Below are 18,679 nucleotides of genomic sequence, written 5' to 3' on the forward strand. Positions count from 1 at the left end.
AGTGTGAAAAATCCTGTTTTATTAATGGCTTTTGTTAATATGTATACTGTTTTAGGGAATTATTTGAGCTCTCCTACTTACAATTTAACTGCAGAACAAATCCTTTATTTTCGCTTAACAGGGCTGTTTGGTATGTTGCTGTCACCACTTGCAGGTCGTTTAACAAAGAGGTTTGAAGTAAGGAAAGTTCTTCAAGGAGGATTGTTGATTGCTATTTTTAGTCTAAGTTCAATGGGCTTTGTTTCGTATCTATCTCTACTTGTAATGATGAGTGTCTGTTTTGTAATAGGTATTGCTATATCCGTTCCGTCTTTAGTTTCTCTTGTAGGTCAATTAGGAGGGGAAATTAGGAATGATACTTTTTATTGGTTTTGTAGCTTCTCTATTTATAATTAATGAATGAGTGGAAAATCACTCAAATAAAGGAATGCGAGGATCTTTCATATGCTCGCATAATAAAATATGAATTTGTCCACGATGATGATAAAAGTGTGCAACGATTTCAAGTAACCATTCAAAGCGCGAATAAGAAATACCCCAATAGGCAGTCATAACTTCTGCTAATTCTATTTGGGAGTAGGAAAGAAATGTTTTAGAGAGAAGGTTGTAACCTTCAATCATCGTTTGTTGCATGTGAGCAACTGTTACGGGGGTACGTTCTATATAAAAGGTATGTAATTCTTTTTCTGGAATACCATTTAAAATGAGTAAATCAGCATGACAAATAAGAGAAAGATGTGCACACATTTCAAATAATGATCGTTTTGAGTGAATCGGTTGTATTTTTAAATCGTTTTCACTATATTGGTTAAGCATATCAATAGAAGTATCAATAGCAACTTTTAGTTGATGCAATGCAGATTGAACAAACATTGTAATTCTCCTCGTCTCCGTATATAATAGTTTCTTGAGGATATTATATCATACTCAAAATTCCGAAAATTCTAGTAGTTTGACTAGCATAATGAAAAGTATTATATTGTAAAAGGTCATATGAAACGTGAAATAGAATGGAATGCAATTATTGAGTTAGGAGTTAGACCAATGAGTTTGAAATATGGAAGAGATACAATTGTAGAAATTGACTTAAATGCTGTAAAACATAATGTAAAAGAATTTAAAAAACATGTAAATGATGAAGAAATTAAGATGATGGCTGCTGTAAAAGCGAATGGGTATGGCCATGGGGCAGTTGAAGTTGCCAAAGCTGCAATTGAAGCAGGAATACATCAACTTGCAGTTGCATTTGTAGATGAAGCAATAGAATTAAGAGAAGCAGGAATTACTGTGCCGATTTTAATTTTAGGATACACACCAGTAGCGGCTGTAGAAGATGTAATTCAATATGACGTTATGATGACTGTTTATAGAGTAGAAGATTTACATGGTATAAATGAAATTGCAAACCGTCTTCAAAAGAAAGTACAAATTCAAGTGAAAATTGATACAGGAATGAGTCGTATCGGTTTACAAGAAGAAGAAGTTAAACCATTTTTAGAAGAATTAAACCGTATGGAGTATGTAGAGGTAGTAGGGATATTTACGCATTACTCTACGGCAGATGAAATCGATAAATCATATACGAATATGCAAACAAGTTTATTTGAAAAAGCTGTTAATACAGCGAAAGAATTAGGAATTCAAATACCATATATTCATAGTTCAAATAGTGCGGGATCAATGGAATTAAGTAACACATTTCAAAATATGGTACGCGTTGGAATAGGAGTGTACGGTATGTATCCGTCAAAAGAAGTGGATCATTCAGTCGTTTCTTTACAGCCTGCGTTGTCGTTAAAATCAAAAGTAGCTCATATTAAACATGCGAAGAAGAATCGTGGTGTAAGTTATGGGAATACGTATGTAACAACTGGTGAAGAATGGATTGCGACTGTACCAATTGGTTATGCTGATGGTTATAATCGTCAATTATCTAATAAAGGCTATGCGTTAATTAACGGGGTTCGAGTACCTGTTATTGGCCGTGTTTGTATGGATCAGTTAATGTTGGATGTTTCAAAAGCGATGCCAGTACAAGTAGGAGACGAAGTAGTATTCTACGGTAAACAAGGTGAAGAAAATATCGCAGTAGAAGAAATAGCGGATATGTTAGGTACAATAAACTATGAAGTTACATGTATGCTAGATAGAAGAATTCCGCGTGTCTATAAAGAAAATGACGAAACAACTGCAGTTGTAAATATATTAAGAAAAAACTGAATCATTTCGATTCAGTTTTTTTATTTTTTTTATTCATATCAAATGCGAATATACCCTCGTTATGTAATACGGAGTAAACTTTGTGAAACACACTTTTTAGTTCATCTAAATTAAACTATCACCGGCAGAGATGACGTAGTGGAATTGCTCATTTATATTGAAATAGCGAGCGTCATCGACGATAAAGGTTGCATCTGGTGCATTTTTACGTGCATACTCAATCATTTGAGTAGAACCATCTATACCAGTTACTACAAAATTATTATCAAGTAGTTTCCTAGTAAGATGACCAGTCCCGTAACAAAGATCTAATATACGAGAGTAGAGAAGAGCATCTTGTAAAACGAGGCTGGGTAGGAGGATTCAACAAAATGTCCCCAATGTTCATTATAGATGTCTGCTAAAATATCATAATTAGAATAAATTGTTTTTTTAACATATATATTCACCTAAATATTCATTAAATTATAATAGTCATGCCTCGTTTTAATTTCAAAACCACATTGTGTATATAGTTTTAAAGCGTGGATATTTTTCGTTTCGACGTCTAATTCAATTGTTGAAACTCCTTCTGTAATAAGGGTATGTACTATATTACAAAGAATATCTTTTCCGTATCCTTTACCTTGATAAGAAGGATGAACGGCGAATCCTGATAGTGTAGTAGATTGCTCTTGTTTAGAAACTGTAATTGTTCCTATCACTTTTTCAGCAATAAGGGCACTGTAAACTTGATGGGAAGATGAATTCATCATTTTTTGTAACCATGCAGTCGTATTTTCTACTGAATCACCAAAAGCTTTACTAGAAATTTTAATAAGATCAAGAAGTGATTCTGAAGTTGCAAGAGTAAGCTGTATATTATTATCTGTTGTTTTTTGAATTTCGTTTGTTTTGCACTCCATACTATATTCACTATATAAATATGGTAACTTCATATGTTTTACAAATTCATTCCCAGAAATAGAATCCCCATTAATAATAAGAAGAGCTTCATCTGTCTCTCTATTTTGTATTTCTTTCATTGCAGTTTGTAAAAGGATAGTTCCGAAACGTTGTTTTCTAAAATGAGGATGTACAAAGCCTATTAGTTCAAGCTTTGTTGGTCTTTCGAAATCATACATATTTAAAGCGCCAATTAATTGAGTACCGTTATAAAGAAGAAAATCGTTTATATAATCTTCATTTCGATTTTTTAAAAAGTTGATATGTAAATCTGAAGAGTAATCAAGATTGTCTTGTTGCCCACAAATATAAGTCAAATCCTTCATTTGCTGTATTTCACTTTCTGTTACAGAACGCTTTTTCTGAATAGCCATTGTATACTCCCTCTCATTCGTATTTAAAAATAGGATGGGTGACTTAACCATTTTTTTAATTCCACATTACCTTGCACAGATAACAGTCGGTATAAATAACGATAAGGCTGTCTATATTCTTCTAAGTGAGGAATAGACATAATTGTTTCGTAACCACTTTTAAAGGCATGTGCTTCTTTTTCGGTAAGTACATATTCTAGTCCGATAAAATCAAGTTCTCGCGGAGCAACAGCGTAAGCTTCACTATCTACTAAACCCGTAATAGTTGTACCGTCAGATAAAAATTGAGTAGGATCCATATCAATTAAGACGAGTGTAGATTCCTTTGGTACGGACAGGGAAGAAAGTTGTGATTCAAAGGTAGGGAATGCATTTTTTATGCTTTCATCATCGGAATAAAACATATTCACAAGCTCTTTACTCACGTTTAAAATATGTGATTGGAATTCATCTAGTGGAACTTGGAACGTGCCTGACGGATTTCCTATGAAATCGGCTTTAAATTTATGTATTTCTGCAAGTCCTTTTCCTAGGCTGAATAAAATAGAATCTGGTTGCTCGATAAAAGATTGAACTGTGTTACCTACTAACTTTTCGACCACCACAAATTCACGGCTATTTAAAACATGTTTTTCTAATATTGTTGGGATAGGAAGATTCGTATGTTCTTGCAGCAATGTATGTACAGTTTCTAAATGATGGACGTTCCTTGGATCAATTCCAAATAGATTTTTACATCCCCACCAAAAATCATTATTTGGTTCTTCATTCATTTTAGAAGCACGAACGATAACTTCTGTATCTTCTGTTTGAACGAGAAAAACATCACTTGCATGATCTTCATAACCTGGGTGCAAGGCTTGAACGGATAGAATAGGTGAATTGAATAGTTGTTGTAACATGAAAAGACTCCTTTTTCTGTAAATTCCATAAATTCATTATATAACAGATGATGTGTTATGAGGATAAAGATAAAAAGATAGACAGTATACTTACATTTATAGTGAAAACTCATTAAAAATATTATATTTCTCTATTTTTGTATGAATTGTCTAAAAATAATGGTGGTAATACTTGAATGTAAGACTCGTATCTTTAAATCTATGAAGAGTAAAAGTAAAATTAAGCATTCATTTATAAGATTGTGAATCACAATAATGTAGACTATAGAAAATATTTCTCAATAATAAAATGAAGAGAAAAGCATGAAGAAGTAGAATGCATTCATTTATAATAGACTTAAATTAATTAATATAATTAATTGTTAATTTTATTATATTAATTGGATAGGAGAGAATGTTATGGCAAATGTACTCGTAATAAATTTTCCTGGGGAAGGTCATATTAATCCGACTTTAGCTGTTGTAAGTGAGTTAATTCAGCGAGGGGAAACAGTTGTTTCTTATTGTATTGAAGATTATAGAAAGAAGGTTGAAGCAACAGGTGCGGAATTCCGAGTGTTTGAGAATTTTCTCTCTCAAATTAATATTATGGAACGAGTAAATGAAGGTGGGAGCCCTTTGACGATGCTATCTCATATGATTGAAGCATCAGAGCGTATTGTTACTCAAATTGTAGAAGAAACAAAAGAGGAAAAATATGATTATTTAATATATGATAATCATTTTCCAGTAGGACGTATTATAGCGAATATTTTACAATTACCAAGCGTTTCATCCTGTACAACGTTTGCTGTTAATCAGTACATTAATTTTCATGATGAGCAAGAATCGAGACAAGTAGATGAAATGGATCCATTATATCAATCTTGTTTAGCGGGAATGGAAAGGTGGAATAAGCAGTATGGAATGAAATGTAATAGTATGTATGATATTATGAACCATCCTGGTGATATTACGATTGTATATACTTCAAAAGAATATCAGCCACGTTCAGAGGTATTTGATGAATCGTATAAATTTGTAGGTCCATCAATTGCTACTCGAAAAGAAGTGGGGAGTTTTCCTACCGAAGATTTAAAAAATGAAAAAGTGATTTTCATTTCTATGGGAACAGTTTTTAATGAACAACCTGCTTTGTATGAAAAATGTTTTGAAGCGTTTAAAGATGTTGATGCGACAGTCGTATTAGTCGTTGGTAAGAAGATAAATATAAGTCAATTTGAAAATATCCCGAAAAACTTTAAGTTGTATAATTATGTCCCGCAATTAGAAGTTTTACAGCATGCTGATGTATTCGTGACACATGGTGGTATGAATAGTTCGAGTGAAGCGTTATATTACGGTGTTCCATTAGTTGTAATTCCGGTAACAGGAGATCAGCCATTCGTTGCAAAACGATTGACTGAAGTAGGGGCAGGCATAACACTTAATCGTAACGAGTTAACTTCTGAATTGTTACGTGAGACTGTAAAGAAAGTAATGGATGATGTGACGTTTAAGGAAAATAGTCGTAAAGTGGGAGAGTCGCTTAGAAATGCTGGTGGATATCAAAGGGCAGTTGAGGAAATATTCAAATTAAAAATGAAGCCGTACGTAAAGATTAAATAGATGTTAAAAACACACTTACTTTTAATTTGTAAGTGTGTTTTTAGTATTACGCGTTACATGTATTACATAAAAATAGCGATAAAGGTGAAACTTTTCTGTATATAAATCGATACCTTTGAATTAGTAGTAAAATTACGTTAAAATAATACTAAGAAAATATATAAGTTTTGGGGGTAATGAATGAAGAAAGTATTTGAATACGTATTATTAACAATTGGCTCAATTATAGTAGCAGGTTCATTAGAGCTTATTTTAGCACCTAATGGATTAGTAGATGGCGGGGTAACGGCTATTGCTATTATGGCAAATAAAGTCGCAGGATTGCCGCTTTATGGTGTGTTCTTAGGAATTAATATCCCAATTTTATTATTTACTGCAAAAGTAATGGGAAAGAAGTTTTTTATCCGTACATCTTATGCGAATGTAGTTACAACACTCGGATTAATTTATTTAAAACCATTTCCAGCAATTACGACTTCTGAGTTATTAATTGTACTTTATGGTGGAGTACTGTTTGGAATTGGTGTTGGGATTGTTGTTAAAATGGGTGGAGCAATTGACGGTTCAGAAATGTTAGCAGTTTGGATGAATAAACACTTTAATGTACCGATTAGTACATTTTTACTTGCAGTAAATGCAGTTATTTTCATCTTTGTTGCTATTTTATTTTCAATCGAACAAGCGATGTTCTCGTTAGCAATTTTCTATATTGTTACGAAGATGATTGATTTTATACTAGATGGTATTAATCAAGGTAAGAGCGTTATGATTATTTCTAGTAAGAATAAAGAAATAGGCGATTTACTTATGAAAGAATTGCAACTATCTGTTACGTATCTACATGGAGAAGGTGGTTTTTTAGGGGAGCATAAGAGAATCATTTATTGCATTACAAACCGATTCATTTATCCGAAAATGAAAGATCTCGTTCTCTCTGTAGATCCAACGGCTATAATTGAAGCTTCCTATTCAACAGAAACGACTGGTGTGAAACGTCCGGGAAGGAAAGCTAGGTCAGGTGAATAACTAGAAGAAGGCTGTCCAAAAAGTTATTTTGGAACAGCCTTCTTTTTTATTTTGTTGAATTGTTAACATGTTACAAGTTAAACCCACTGTTAACAAGTTTCCTTGCAACTAGGAAACCAAGCATCTTTCAATAATGTAGCCAACGTTTCAATTTTATTTTCCGGAATACTACCAAAGCCGAGTAATACGTATGATTCCTTACGTAAATCATTCACGAAATCATATGGAGAAAGTGGGTATAATTTAACGCTTTGTTTTTTAGCGGATTCAATCAGTTCATTTTCATTCATACTGTTATTTACACATAAAACAATATGAAGTCCGGACTGTTCGCCAAGAATTTGAACATTAGCCCCCATTTCTTTCGTAATGGATTTTACTAACGTATGATGTTTTCTTTTATATAGTGTACGACTCCGATTAAGGTGACGTTCCCAATTCCCGTTTTGTATAAAGTTAGCAAAAGCAAGTTGTTGTATTGTAGCGACTGTTTGTTTGAAAATTCCATGCAGTTCTTGATATGTTTTTAAAAGATGTGGTGGTAAAACAATATATCCCATTCGTAAAGAAGGTAAAAAAGATTTTGAGAAAGTTCCCATATAAATAACGCGTTCATTTGAATCAAGACTTTGTAAAGAAGGAATTGGCTTACCAGCGTAGCGAAACTCTCCGTCATAGTCATCTTCAATAATGTATCCATTGCAATCATTAGCCCACTTTAACAATTCTAATCTTCTAGATAAAGGCATAATAATCCCGAGTGGAAATTGGTGTGATGGTGTAACGTATGCGACATTGGAATTTGTATTGTATAAACTAGAAATATCAATCCCTTTTTCATCCAATGGTATGGGATGAATTTGTCTATCACAGCTTTTAATAATTGCGTGTATACGGTGAAATCCAGGGTTTTCAATGCCGTATTCTTTTGTAGGGCCAAGCAGTTGAAGTAGTAGCCAGAGAAGTGGCTGTGTTCCGGCGCCGATCACAATTTGATCAGGTGAAGAATGTACACCGCGAGAATGATATAAATATGTTGATATATGCTCTCGAAGAGCGAGTTCACCTTGAGGATCTTCTTTAGCAAATAGTGCATTTTCGTATGTAAGTATGGATTCTTGTAATGCTCGTTTCCAATTTGTAATCGGAAATGCATTTTGATCAATAAGCCCTTGGCTACAATCATATTCAAATTTTTCTTCTATCAAATTGTTCGTCTTCTTTGCTGCATTTCGTTTTTTATTTGGGATAACGTCAATATCGAAATTTGCTACAAAAATACCACGTTTCGGTTTACTTTCTGCATAACCTTCAGCTAATAACTGTTGATAAGCTGATTCAACAGTAATGCGGCTAATATTAAGTTGTGATGCTAAATTTCTGTGTGAGGGTAGACGTGTGCCAACAGAAATAGTCCCTTGTATAATTTCAGCTTTTATATATTCGTAAATTTGCAAGTAAATAGGTGTGTTACTTTGTAATTGCAATGGGATAGTAAAATCCATATAAAACTCTCCTTTAAAACTGGCCTTATAAAAAACACTTAAACTGCCACTTAAGTAAAGGGCAGTTGCTTTCTATAATAATGATATAACATTTAGAAAATTATTTAAATAGTTAAGGGAGAGTTAAAAATGAATGTTAAAGAAGTAGTAACAGAAGAGCAATTACATGAAGTGTTACCTGTTTTACAGCAATTAAGAACGAAACTTTCAAAAGAGGAAACAAGCTCTTTATTTCGAAATATGAAAGAAGAAAATTATAAACTATTTTCGTTGCGTAATGAGGATGATGAAGTTGTTAGCCTTGCAGGTGTAGCAATTTGTACGAACTTTTATAATAAGAAACACGTTTTCGTATATGACCTTGTAACAGCAGAAGCACATCGTTCAAAAAGACATGGGAAAGTATTACTTTCGTATATAGAGAACTGGGGAAAGGAAAACGAATGTGAGTCTATCGCCCTCACGTCAGCATTTTCAAGAATTGATGCTCATCGTTTTTATGAAAGAGAAGGGTATGATAAGGTGAGTTATTCTTTTCATAAAGAATTATAAAAAATAAGAAGAAGTTGTCCCGCAAAAATTGGGAACAGCTTCTTCTTATTTTTTAAGTTATTATTAAACCGTAAATAGGTTGTAAGTTATGGTATATGTATTTGAAAAGGTTATATAGTGTATTTTGTCGAATTGTTTTAATTTAATAAAGAGAATGATTGGAGCGCTTATACTTGAAAAAAATAAAGAAACTATCAATCCCTAATGATGCTAGAGTTATCGTCATATCTGATATTCATGGAGAATTAAATCTTTTAAAAGAAGCACTACATAAAGTTAACTTTAAAGATGAAGATTATTTAATTATTAATGGAGATCTTTGCGAGAAAGGACGAGATAGCGTAGGCGTAGTAAACTACGTTATGAATCTTGTAAAGAACAATTCAAAGGTTCACGTTGTTGAAGGGAATTGTGAAGTTTTAGTTGATGCTCTTCTAAATGAAAATCCTGATCTTATTAATTATTTATGTATGAGAAAGCACTCGATTTTTAATGAATGGCTAGAGCGATTAGGTTTTTCAGTTCATGAGGGCACTTCAATTCGTGAAGTGAAAGAAGCATTGTTAAGTGAATTTTCACAAGAACTATATTGGCTAACAGAGTTGCCAACAGCGATTGAAACAGAAGATTATATTTTTGTGCATGCCGGTCTAGAAGATAGAGTAGATTGGAAAGAAACAGAGCGCAAAAATGCGATAGCAATGCCACAGTTTTTTAATAAATCACATAAAGCAAATAAGTATGTAATAGTTGGTCATTGGCCTGTCGTGAACTATTCTGAAGAAGCACCGTCTAACAATCCAGTTATTGATAAGGAGAAAAAAATTATTGCAATTGATGGAGGAAATGCAATTAAAGAAGCAGGGCAATTAAACGTATTTATTATTCAGAGGAAACAAACGGGCGATACGTTTTTTTATACATATGTAGACTATTTTCCAGAGTATGAAGTAATAGCGGATTTTAATGCGAATTCAGAAATGCAGGGCGGAGTGACATATCCGTATTATTACATAGAGCCTATCGAGAAGATGCAAGACTACACCGTATGTAAACAAAAGGAAACGAATAATTTACTCACTGTAAAAAATGAATATATGAAACAACTTGAGTCAGGTGAATATACAGTGAAAACCGATATTTCTTGTGCGCAAATAAGCGTTAGGAAGGGAGATATCGTTTCTCTCATTGATGGTAGCTGTTCAGGATATGATTTAATTAAAAAAGATGGCGTAGAGGGTTGGATAGAGAAAGGGATTTTAGTTGAGATAGAAAAAGTGAAAAATAAAACATTAAGCTGAAATAGGAGGGATATAACCTCCTATTTTTTTAAAGGAGTAGATTGCTTGCTGTCTTTAATAAGTAAATAAATCGTACTCGGCAGAATGATAAGCGTCATTCCTAAAAGAATTGCTAGTATAGCATAACCTCTATAGGGAGCAGAAACGATGAAAGGAAGTATCGCTAAAAAAATACCTGCTATCATCATTGAAATACTACTAATATTTGAAGCTCTTTTTTCAAGGTGCTTATCATTCCATTCTAATGAAACGGTTGATTTAGTCGTATCAATTTTGGAACTGAAATAACCTATTAATATAAATAAAAGCCCTAATGCTAAAAATATGAAATGATCAAGAGGAAGTGAAAAGCCAAGAGCGATGAGGGCGATGACAATATCGACAAAAAATAAGAATAGTAACATTGTGTTGCCGATCCAATGGAGAAATTTCTGGTTACTCGCTGCTTTAGATAAAGCTAAAAATACAAAGAATAAGAAGGAACATATAATTATATTTACGATTACAAAAGTGCTTTTATCCATTGTTGATGTAGGCGTTCCATTAAAGTCCCATTTCGTAACAATACTTGATGGTAAGAAGAAATAGAGAATAATATTTGTCATAATAATAGTAAGAAATAAAGCAATACTAAATCGATTATTCACTGAATCACCAGCTTTCTAAATCAATAATTGGTATCTAATAACAAAATTATACAATATAATAAATGATATTAGTTTTGATTTTTCTGAAAAAATATTATAATTATATATGAAATAAAGAGGAATGCAGGAGGGAATTATGCAAAACGTTGTATTAAAGGGGAAGAAAGTTACAATTCGTACAATAGAAGAATCGGATATAAAAACATTATGGAATATCATATTTAAAGAAGAAAGCCCAGAATGGAAGAAATGGGATGCGCCATATTTCCCGTTCTCAATGCAAGAATACTCTTCCTATAAAGAGAAGATGCAAACTCGTTTGCAAGAAGAACCACTGTCAAATTTAATTATAGAAAATAACGGTCAAATTATAGGGACGGTCGGATTTTATTGGGAGCATAAACCGACGCGTTGGTTGGAGATGGGAATTGTTATTTATAATCCAACTTACTGGAATGGTGGCTACGGTACAGAAGCGTTAACGTTATATCGAGATTTATTATTTGAAAAGATGGAAATTGGTAGAGTAGGGCTCACGACTTGGTCTGGTAATGAACGAATGATGAAAGTAGCGGAGAAAATAGGAATGAGCTTAGAAGGTAGAATGCGAAAGTGTCGTTATTATAACGGAACATACTATGATTCTATTCGAATGGGCATGATTCGTGAAGAATGGGAAGCGCTATGTGTAACGAAGGGGTGAGAAAGATTGTACGCTATTATTGCTACATTTGATCGTGTGTTTACTCATAAAATTACAGAACTGCAAAATGAATTAACAAATGTAATCGGAACAAATCAACTAGCTGGAGTAGAACCTCATATTACGTTAGCTGATTATAATGAGTTAGATGTTCATTTGTATACGGAGAAACTAGAGGAGTTTATAGCTATTCAAGAAAATATGGATGTAGTAACTTTTCCTTCTGTTGGAATTTTTCCTACTAATGGAACGGTCTTTCTAGCGCCGACTGTTACCAATGAATTGTTAAAACTTCATCATTCTTATCATGATTATTTTAAAACTTTTCATGACAACCCAAATTCATATTACGTACCGGGAAAATGGGTACCGCATTGTACAATTGCAAATAGATTACAGACAAAGCAGTTTTTAAGTGTAATGAAATATATTTATGAGAAATTTGATTTTGTAACAGCTTCAATTGAGAAATTAAAATTAATTAAGGTGAATTATGAAAATGGTTCTGCCATTTCTTCTAGTATATTAGCAGAATATAATTTAAAGAGAATGGAGACATCGAGATGACATATATAATTAGAGAAATGAAGCAAGAAGATATTCATGCTGTACAATCAGTAGCAAAAATAGCTTGGCATGATACATATGAAGGCATTATTCCAAGAGAAATTCAAGACAGTTTTTTAGACGAGGCATATTCTGATGAAAAAATGAAATATCGTCTTAAAAATACGCATTTATTCGTTGCGGAAGAAGAAGGAGAAGTAATAGGGTTTGCGAACTTTTCACCTGTTAGACTACAAAATGAAGCGGAATTAGGTGCGATTTATTTGTTACCAGATCAGCAAGGAAAAGGGATCGGAAGTGCTTTATTACAAAAAGGAATTAAAGCATTAAATGGGATACGGAAATTGTACATACATGTAGAAGCAGCAAATGAAAAAGGAAAACGCTTTTATGAAGCGAAAGGTTTTGCGGAATTAGAGCAATTTGAAGAAGACTTTGAAGGACATATGATGCAGACAGTAAGGATGGTTTTATACGTATAAGGAGGACTAGTAATAAAAATTTTTGATTTTAGTGAAAAAGTAGGAAAACACCTATCAGTATTTCAATCTAATTTCATCATGTCAAAAATATTAAACCATCAAGGAAATATACATATCGGTGCTATGCATTTACACGAGAATGGAATCATCGGTTATCCCGCATTAACGGGCAGTAAGAACCCTGCCTCAAAATTCAGCGAAAGCAAACAAGCTAGGTGGGGGATTAAATGCCCGTAAAAGCCCGATTGGTTCAACTAATAATCAGTGGGGGATGAATAAAACCCCCACTGATTAAAGTTTCACTTTATCAAGAAGCAGTTGTATCTCAACTGCTTCTTATTGTGGACGGGACAGGATATGTATGTGGAGTAAATAAAGAAAAGATAAAGATAGAGGCGGGACAAGCTGTGTTTTGGGAAAAGGGAGAGCTCCATGAAACAAGTACAGAACACGGATTAACGGCAATTGTTATGGAAGCGGAGAATCTTGAACAAGCGATAGTAATGCCTATTATTCAAGGGGAGTTGTGAAAAATGATAATTAAGGCGAATCAAGAAGAGACCAATGAAATATTAAAATATGCGGCTCAATCGCTTTTTGAAGGGACGAGAGGGAATTGTCAATTAAGTACCGAGAAAGCAATTGAGATTACAAAGCCGATTGTAGAAAAAGGAGCATACTATTTAATTATTAAAGAAGAAAATAAAGTAATGGGATGGATATTAATAGGGGAAAATACAGACTATTTTTCTCGTGAAAAACTTGGATTTATATATGAATTGTACGTTTTCCCAGAATATCGCGGGAGAGGATTATCGCGAGAACTGATGGAAGCTGGTATTAAGGAATTAAAGGAGAAGTATTCAGAAATTCGGTTGAATGTATTTGCTGGGAATTTTGCAAAAGAGATGTACGAAGAGTTTGGGTTTGTTGAAAGGCAGGTAATTATGACTTTGAAGTGAGTATTATAGTCTCAATGGGAGAAAATAATGATTTAGTGGCTACTTTATCGCTGAAATTTAAAGTGAATAAGTCCTTATAAATATATAAAATAGATGGTTTTCCTTTATTTTTTAGTAGATTTATAGAGTATGCTTAAAAACAGATAAATTAGTATTATACAATATATCGTTATTATAGTAAAAGATAAATTTTGGAAAAATATCATTTTTTTGTTTAGAAATTTTTAAATTATTGATATAATCAATTTGTAGAATTGATTATTGGTTAATTTTACTATTTTTTAATTTTAAGGGGGATTTAATAATGGCAGGACAAATTCGTATGTCACCAGAGGAGCTTAAATCGAAAGCGACTCGATATGGACAAGGTGCAAATCAAATTGAGGACATTTTACGTCAACTACAAAACTTACAAAATGAATTAAGAGGAGAATGGGAAGGTCGTGCTTTCGAAGGTTTTGACCAACAGTTCAATCAATTAAAGCCAAAAGTACAAAACTTCGCACAGCTATTACAAGAAATCAATATGCAGCTTAATAAAACTGCAGAAGCTGTTGCTAGACATGACGAAGATCTTTCTCGTAATTTCGGTCTACAATAAGACAGATAAAAAGAAATATATAATTTAGCCATGCAACCATACGTTGTATGGCTAAATTACTTTAAAACTAGAGTAAGATACGAAGTCTTTCATTAGATAGACTCGCAGTCGCAGGAGTGATAAGTAGTGAAAAATTTCAAATGGAGCATCTTGTTGTTTATTATTTTAGCTCTTGTACTATCAACAGGGGTCTCCTATTTAGCATTAAATCAAAATGTTAAGAAAGCTAATGAGAATACTACACCAAAAATGACAGTTGCGTTGGTAAATGAAGATCAGGGCACTGTATTTGAGGGCAATAAAATAGCGTTTGGAGATCAATTTGTTAAAAATGTAAATAAAAATACGAAACAAGAATGGTACGTAGTTAGTCGCGGGGTAGCAGAAAATGGATTGAAAAATAATAATTACAATATGATGATTGTTATTCCAAATGATTTTTCTAGGAAAGCAGTTGCGATTGATTCAGAGATTCCGGAGAAATTAACTTTAAACTACAAAGTAAATGCAACTGGGAATAAGGATTTGAAAGCTGAGGCAGAAAATACAGCTTCTGTTATTTTAGAAGATTTCAATAAGCAAATAATCGACGTTTATTTTGCGAGTATTATCGGTAAGCTACAAGGTGCACAAGATAATATAGGTAAAATAATTGAAAAAGGAAACGTTCAAACAACTATGTATAAAAAAGATATACATAGTCCGTTAGCAAATTACACAAATCAATTTAAAACAGTACAAGATTATACAGGTGTTTCTGTTAATAGTTTCAAAGGATTTCAGGATGTTTTAAAAGGTTTCGGTCAAGCGTTAGATGAAGGGAATAAATCAAACAGTACGTACTTAGATGGTTTTAATAACTTTCAAAAAATGCAAACTGATAACAATTTGTTAGCGAATAATTTCACAAATCAATTCAATCAATATATGAATGATATGAATACAGGCGATGCTTTAAAGCAATTAAGTGCATTGGAATCCGCTAATAAAATTATTTCAAATCAATTTACGTTTTCAGAGAAAGAACCGAATATTTTAACTGATGCTGCAGCGATTCAAAAATATTTAGCAGATGTAAAAAAACAAGTGTCTGAATATGATACAGAACTTGCAGGGAAGTTAGAAAGTGATATTCAAGAGACGGTAATTAAGAAGTTAAAGCAATCAATGTCGAATGATGGAAAGCAAGAAATCTTCATAAATACATTAATGAAACAACCAGATGCTCGAATAAAGAAACAAATCGAGAATTTAATTGCGAAATTACCTAGTTTAAACATGGAAGAAATCGGTCAAAGTGATTTGCCAGATACAACGAAATTACAACTGCAAAATGTAATTCAATTTACACAAAAATATAATAAAGAAAATAATTTTTATTATGATCCTGTAAATAAAATATCTTTAGGAAACGCAATTAAAGAAGTAAAGGATAGACTTTATACAGAGGGAATTACATTTAGTGATACTGCGAAAGTAATTAAAATGGAATCTCCGCAAATTTTGAAGATAAAGATTCCAGAAGAATTTAAACTAGATGGAAGTACAGGATTCTTACATATTGATGATGTGGATCGTACAAGTGACTTTCTTCAAAGCGAAGCAGGAGAAATTACAATAGCTCCTCGTAATGAAGGGGATATAAAGATTAGCTTGGATGTGAAGTTAAAAGATCCAAACATCAATATAGATGTTTTCTCTCCTGTAACATGGCAGTGGGAATTGAGCGGGACTCATAAAAAAGAAACTAGTCCTGAAAAAGAAGAACCTAATAAAGAGGATAAAGGAACACAAACTGAAAATAGCAAGGTGGAAAATGTGGTTCATAAATCACAGTATGGCATAATGCCGTTAGTACACAATGCTAAAACGCCTATTATTCAAAAAACAGAACAGAGTAATAATGGTGACAGTGTAAATCCTGATGCAGGAGGAAAACCTGATACGGGAGGGAATCCAGACACAGGAGGAAAACCTGATACAGGAGGAAATCCAGACACGGGAGGAAAACCTGACACAGGAGAGAAGCCAGACACTGGGACAGATAACGGTAGCAATTCAAAAACTATTGAAAGTACAACGAATCAAGTTGTACATCAAAAAGCAGAAGTATTAACAAAAAATATATCTAGTTTATTAATAAAAGAAGCAGTAGATACAGTCGAAAGTTATCAAGGTTTAATGAGCCTTTACGAAATGTATTATGGGATTGATTTAAGAACGAAAGATGTAGGTCCTAAGTTAGAAGAGGGAAGTTTAGATGCAATTGCGACGGACCAATCTTTGTACTACGTATTAAATAAACAAAGCTTAATTGATTTAATTTCAAATCTTGTTTCATCAAGTATTACTACAGAAATAAAGCAAGATATGTCAGGTTTAAAACAAAAAATAAACTCTTATCAACAATCTATTACTAGTGCGGATCAAAATTCTATGCTACTAGCGGAGAAATTAAATGGAACGACGCAACAAGCAACTAGTATGAATGAAAATTTAGGAGAGTATTTAAAAGGTTTAGCGAAATGGCGTGAGAATAGCTTAAAACTAGTTGAAGAGCAGCAAGTATTAACAACAAATCATGCTGGTGAGCAAACAGCTGTTTTATCGTTAGATTCTGGTATTAAATCATTAATGATGCAAAGTCAGTCATTGGTCGAAAGTTCGAAACATAGTTTAGCAACTTCAGACGATGTATATAAAACATTTGATCAAATCAATGGACAAGCAAAAGAAATTCAAGACAGCGGAACGACAATTGTTTCAAAAGCTGATTTATTATTAAACGACTTTACGAAGAAAATGGAAGATGATAAATCATTCTCCAAAAACTTTACGAAAATTTTAGCGAATAGCCGTATTGGAGATCGTCAAAATGAAATGCTATATGACTTTTTAGCTAGTCCAGTTCAAAAGCAAAATGATGGAGTAATTGTAGCAGGTAATGCTTTTACACCTTACTTAATTGTATTAACTTGTTTCATTGTTGCATTATTTACAGCATACGCAATTGCGAATCAAGAAAAGAAACGAATGCAATCAGATCATTTTGAAGAGAAATTCTCATTAATTGATATGAATGTACCAACTACAGTAGTAGCTTTCGGTATATCAATTGTGGAAGGGATTAGTATAGGTATCATTTCTGGGCGTCTTTTAAAGTTCGGTCAGGATCAAAGTTTACTATGGATTGCGTTCATCACATTTATTATGATGGCGTTTGTATTGGTCTCAACCTACTTATTACGACAAATAAAAATGGTAGGTATGTTTATACTATTAGTATTTTTAAGCATGTACCTATTTTTAACTGAGGCAGTTGGAAGTAAAGTAGATCAAATGTCCTCTGTCGGAAAGATACGTCAATTCTCACCGCTTCAGTATATAGAAAGTTTTCTAAATGATTTTATTAGTGGTAAAGATACTGGGAAAGTTATTTTTGTCGTATTGTTTGTAATTGCCATTATTGGATTGGTTAGTAATCTATTTGTATGGCATAAGAAATGGGAGGAAAAAGAAGTAAATGATCAAACAATGGAGCATAGTGGCTAAGTTATCATTTCTCTCTATCCTTTTACTGTTTGTCGCGCTACCGATAAGGAGCGCGGCTGACAGTTATCTTGGTGATGATGGGAAGATTAAGTTTAAAGTGGATCGACTTGAAGAAAGCGACCAAGAAAAAAATAAAAAGGAACATAAGGAAACAGAATTAGATAAAGCATCGATTGAGTTATTTAACAAAGATATAGAAGAAGAAATTGAGAAAAAGAAAAAGAAAGAACAAAAAGATATGGAAGCTTTGCGAGATTCTCTTTTTACAAAACCAAAAGAGAATAATAGTGTTAAAGATACGAAAAATAGTTTGTTTAGCAGTGAATACATTGTCAGAAAAAGTGCAGATGAAGTAGCGAGTAATGAAACAATGAATGAAGAGCCAATTAGTATAACAATAATATTATTATTTGGCGGCGGCATTCTACTTATTTGCATCGGTATTTATACGGTTCTTCGTAAAAGTTGGAGGTAAAGTGATGGCAATACAAACACATATCAATGTGACAGTAGATTTTAGTAAATGGAATGGAAATACATATGATTTGCGTATTCCGAATCATCAATCTATTAAATATTTATTAAAAAACTTATTAGATACGCTAAAGATTGATAATCATGAAGGTTCACATTTTGTAATTAAAGTGAAAAATAAGTCAATTGTTTTAACAGATAATGATCGTTTAATTGATCACCAAATAACAGATGGAGATATTTTGCAAGTTTTATAAA

General features: G+C 32.8%; 19 protein-coding genes and 2 pseudogenes. 15 read left to right on the forward strand and 6 right to left on the reverse strand.

Annotation, left to right across the window (positions count from 1 at the left end; genetic code table 11):
- Window positions 1-24 precede the first annotated feature (24 nt).
- Entirely contained in the window at window positions 25-396 is a 372-nt protein-coding gene (locus MR136_RS13565; RefSeq protein WP_332283527.1) for an MFS transporter, read from the forward strand.
- 15 nt (window positions 397-411) lie between these two features.
- Here MR136_RS13565 and MR136_RS13570 read toward each other — a convergent pair whose 3' ends face one another.
- Complete coding sequence (locus tag MR136_RS13570; RefSeq protein ID WP_000497990.1) at window positions 412-873, reverse strand: DinB family protein; 462 nt, start codon at window positions 871-873, stop codon at window positions 412-414.
- Window positions 874-1,044: 171 nt separating this feature from the next.
- On the opposite strand from MR136_RS13570, the gene alr reads away from it, so the two are divergent.
- Window positions 1,045-2,220 (forward strand): alanine racemase, encoded by a 1,176-nt coding sequence (gene alr / locus MR136_RS13575; RefSeq protein WP_002182683.1) that lies wholly within the window; start codon window positions 1,045-1,047, stop codon window positions 2,218-2,220.
- Between the two features lie 31 nt (window positions 2,221-2,251).
- On the opposite strand, the pseudogene MR136_RS13580 reads toward alr, so the two are convergent.
- The 3 genes and pseudogenes from MR136_RS13580 to MR136_RS13590 form a co-directional block, all read right to left on the reverse strand.
- Window positions 2,252-2,663: pseudogene (locus tag MR136_RS13580) on the reverse strand (class I SAM-dependent methyltransferase); the annotation flags it as partial.
- A gap of 6 nt (window positions 2,664-2,669) precedes the next feature.
- Entirely contained in the window at window positions 2,670-3,539 is an 870-nt protein-coding gene (locus MR136_RS13585; RefSeq protein WP_224201367.1) for a GNAT family N-acetyltransferase, read from the reverse strand.
- A gap of 23 nt (window positions 3,540-3,562) precedes the next feature.
- A complete protein-coding gene (locus tag MR136_RS13590) occupies window positions 3,563-4,441 on the reverse strand; it encodes a nitrate reductase (protein WP_000941374.1) in 879 nt (292 codons plus the stop codon).
- 399 nt (window positions 4,442-4,840) lie between these two features.
- Here MR136_RS13590 and MR136_RS13595 point away from each other — a divergent pair, with 399 nt between their 5' ends.
- Both MR136_RS13595 and MR136_RS13600 read left to right on the forward strand, forming a co-directional pair.
- Window positions 4,841-6,049 (forward strand): macrolide family glycosyltransferase, encoded by a 1,209-nt coding sequence (locus MR136_RS13595; RefSeq protein WP_000024494.1) that lies wholly within the window; start codon window positions 4,841-4,843, stop codon window positions 6,047-6,049.
- Between the two features lie 180 nt (window positions 6,050-6,229).
- Window positions 6,230-7,075, forward strand: a complete 846-nt coding sequence (locus MR136_RS13600) for a YitT family protein (protein WP_000755128.1) — start codon at window positions 6,230-6,232, stop codon at window positions 7,073-7,075.
- An 89-nt stretch (window positions 7,076-7,164) separates the two neighbouring features.
- Here the strand turns inward: MR136_RS13600 and pdxR are convergent, their stop codons facing one another.
- Window positions 7,165-8,580 carry a MocR-like pyridoxine biosynthesis transcription factor PdxR gene (pdxR, locus tag MR136_RS13605; RefSeq protein ID WP_242259471.1) on the reverse strand — a complete coding sequence of 472 codons (1,416 nt, stop codon included), beginning with the start codon at window positions 8,578-8,580 and terminating at the stop codon, window positions 7,165-7,167.
- Between the two features lie 129 nt (window positions 8,581-8,709).
- Here pdxR and MR136_RS13610 point away from each other — a divergent pair, with 129 nt between their 5' ends.
- Together MR136_RS13610 and MR136_RS13615 are read left to right on the forward strand one after the other, a co-directional pair.
- On the forward strand, window positions 8,710-9,132 hold the full coding sequence (locus MR136_RS13610) for a GNAT family N-acetyltransferase (RefSeq protein ID WP_017673179.1): 423 nt from the start codon (window positions 8,710-8,712) through the stop codon (window positions 9,130-9,132).
- A gap of 173 nt (window positions 9,133-9,305) precedes the next feature.
- Window positions 9,306-10,433, forward strand: a complete 1,128-nt coding sequence (locus MR136_RS13615; protein WP_242259472.1) for a metallophosphoesterase — start codon at window positions 9,306-9,308, stop codon at window positions 10,431-10,433.
- A gap of 20 nt (window positions 10,434-10,453) precedes the next feature.
- Here MR136_RS13615 and MR136_RS13620 read toward each other — a convergent pair whose 3' ends face one another.
- Window positions 10,454-11,080 (reverse strand): DUF1648 domain-containing protein, encoded by a 627-nt coding sequence (locus MR136_RS13620; RefSeq protein WP_088338348.1) that lies wholly within the window; start codon window positions 11,078-11,080, stop codon window positions 10,454-10,456.
- 136 nt (window positions 11,081-11,216) lie between these two features.
- Here MR136_RS13620 and MR136_RS13625 point away from each other — a divergent pair, with 136 nt between their 5' ends.
- The 9 genes and pseudogenes from MR136_RS13625 to MR136_RS13670 all read left to right on the forward strand — a co-directional run bounded on the left by MR136_RS13625 (window position 11,217) and on the right by MR136_RS13670 (window position 18,678).
- Window positions 11,217-11,783 carry a GNAT family N-acetyltransferase gene (locus tag MR136_RS13625; RefSeq protein ID WP_001181857.1) on the forward strand — a complete coding sequence of 189 codons (567 nt, stop codon included), beginning with the start codon at window positions 11,217-11,219 and terminating at the stop codon, window positions 11,781-11,783.
- Window positions 11,784-11,789: 6 nt separating this feature from the next.
- On the forward strand, window positions 11,790-12,350 hold the full coding sequence (locus MR136_RS13630; protein WP_119683226.1) for a 2'-5' RNA ligase family protein: 561 nt from the start codon (window positions 11,790-11,792) through the stop codon (window positions 12,348-12,350).
- Window positions 12,347-12,832, forward strand: a complete 486-nt coding sequence (locus tag MR136_RS13635; protein ID WP_000221048.1) for a GNAT family N-acetyltransferase — start codon at window positions 12,347-12,349, stop codon at window positions 12,830-12,832. Before MR136_RS13630 ends, MR136_RS13635 begins: the two co-directional genes overlap by 4 nt.
- Before the next feature lie 12 nt (window positions 12,833-12,844).
- Window positions 12,845-13,362, forward strand: a pseudogene (locus MR136_RS28575) (cupin).
- A gap of 3 nt (window positions 13,363-13,365) precedes the next feature.
- Window positions 13,366-13,794 carry a GNAT family N-acetyltransferase gene (locus tag MR136_RS13650; protein ID WP_000584253.1) on the forward strand — a complete coding sequence of 143 codons (429 nt, stop codon included), beginning with the start codon at window positions 13,366-13,368 and terminating at the stop codon, window positions 13,792-13,794.
- 304 nt (window positions 13,795-14,098) lie between these two features.
- The gene (locus tag MR136_RS13655) at window positions 14,099-14,395 is read left to right on the forward strand and encodes a WXG100 family type VII secretion target (protein ID WP_000918601.1); all 297 of its coding nucleotides are present in this window, start codon (window positions 14,099-14,101) and stop codon (window positions 14,393-14,395) included.
- Between the two features lie 126 nt (window positions 14,396-14,521).
- Window positions 14,522-17,947: a type VII secretion protein EsaA gene (gene esaA / locus MR136_RS13660; RefSeq protein WP_242259473.1), complete on the forward strand. Its 3,426-nt coding sequence runs from the start codon at window positions 14,522-14,524 to the stop codon at window positions 17,945-17,947.
- Window positions 17,919-18,422 (forward strand): type VII secretion protein EssA, encoded by a 504-nt coding sequence (gene essA, locus MR136_RS13665; RefSeq protein ID WP_000595655.1) that lies wholly within the window; start codon window positions 17,919-17,921, stop codon window positions 18,420-18,422. Before esaA ends, essA begins: the two co-directional genes overlap by 29 nt.
- A 4-nt stretch (window positions 18,423-18,426) precedes the next feature.
- On the forward strand, window positions 18,427-18,678 hold the full coding sequence (locus MR136_RS13670) for an EsaB/YukD family protein (protein WP_001007571.1): 252 nt from the start codon (window positions 18,427-18,429) through the stop codon (window positions 18,676-18,678).
- The last annotated feature ends 1 nt before the right edge of the window (window position 18,679 follow it).

This window comes from Bacillus cereus group sp. BfR-BA-01311 (assembly GCF_022664295.1).
Classification (GTDB): Bacteria; Bacillota; Bacilli; order Bacillales; family Bacillaceae_G; genus Bacillus_A; species Bacillus_A cereus.

Bases quoted from the DNA above. Each gene is read 5' to 3' on its own strand.
- MR136_RS13565 (WP_332283527.1), top strand. From the start codon at position 25: ATGGCTTTTGTTAATATGTATACTGTTTTAGGGAATTATTTGAGCTCT.
- MR136_RS13570 (WP_000497990.1), bottom strand. From the start codon at position 873: ATGTTTGTTCAATCTGCATTGCATCAACTAAAAGTTGCTATTGATACT.
- alr (WP_002182683.1), top strand. From the start codon at position 1,045: ATGAGTTTGAAATATGGAAGAGATACAATTGTAGAAATTGACTTAAAT.
- MR136_RS13585 (WP_224201367.1), bottom strand. From the start codon at position 3,539: ATGGCTATTCAGAAAAAGCGTTCTGTAACAGAAAGTGAAATACAGCAA.
- MR136_RS13590 (WP_000941374.1), bottom strand. From the start codon at position 4,441: ATGTTACAACAACTATTCAATTCACCTATTCTATCCGTTCAAGCCTTG.
- MR136_RS13595 (WP_000024494.1), top strand. From the start codon at position 4,841: ATGGCAAATGTACTCGTAATAAATTTTCCTGGGGAAGGTCATATTAAT.
- MR136_RS13600 (WP_000755128.1), top strand. From the start codon at position 6,230: ATGAAGAAAGTATTTGAATACGTATTATTAACAATTGGCTCAATTATA.
- pdxR (WP_242259471.1), bottom strand. From the start codon at position 8,580: ATGGATTTTACTATCCCATTGCAATTACAAAGTAACACACCTATTTAC.
- MR136_RS13610 (WP_017673179.1), top strand. From the start codon at position 8,710: ATGAATGTTAAAGAAGTAGTAACAGAAGAGCAATTACATGAAGTGTTA.
- MR136_RS13625 (WP_001181857.1), top strand. From the start codon at position 11,217: ATGCAAAACGTTGTATTAAAGGGGAAGAAAGTTACAATTCGTACAATA.
- MR136_RS13635 (WP_000221048.1), top strand. From the start codon at position 12,347: ATGACATATATAATTAGAGAAATGAAGCAAGAAGATATTCATGCTGTA.
- MR136_RS13650 (WP_000584253.1), top strand. From the start codon at position 13,366: ATGATAATTAAGGCGAATCAAGAAGAGACCAATGAAATATTAAAATAT.
- MR136_RS13655 (WP_000918601.1), top strand. From the start codon at position 14,099: ATGGCAGGACAAATTCGTATGTCACCAGAGGAGCTTAAATCGAAAGCG.
- essA (WP_000595655.1), top strand. From the start codon at position 17,919: ATGATCAAACAATGGAGCATAGTGGCTAAGTTATCATTTCTCTCTATC.
- MR136_RS13670 (WP_001007571.1), top strand. From the start codon at position 18,427: ATGGCAATACAAACACATATCAATGTGACAGTAGATTTTAGTAAATGG.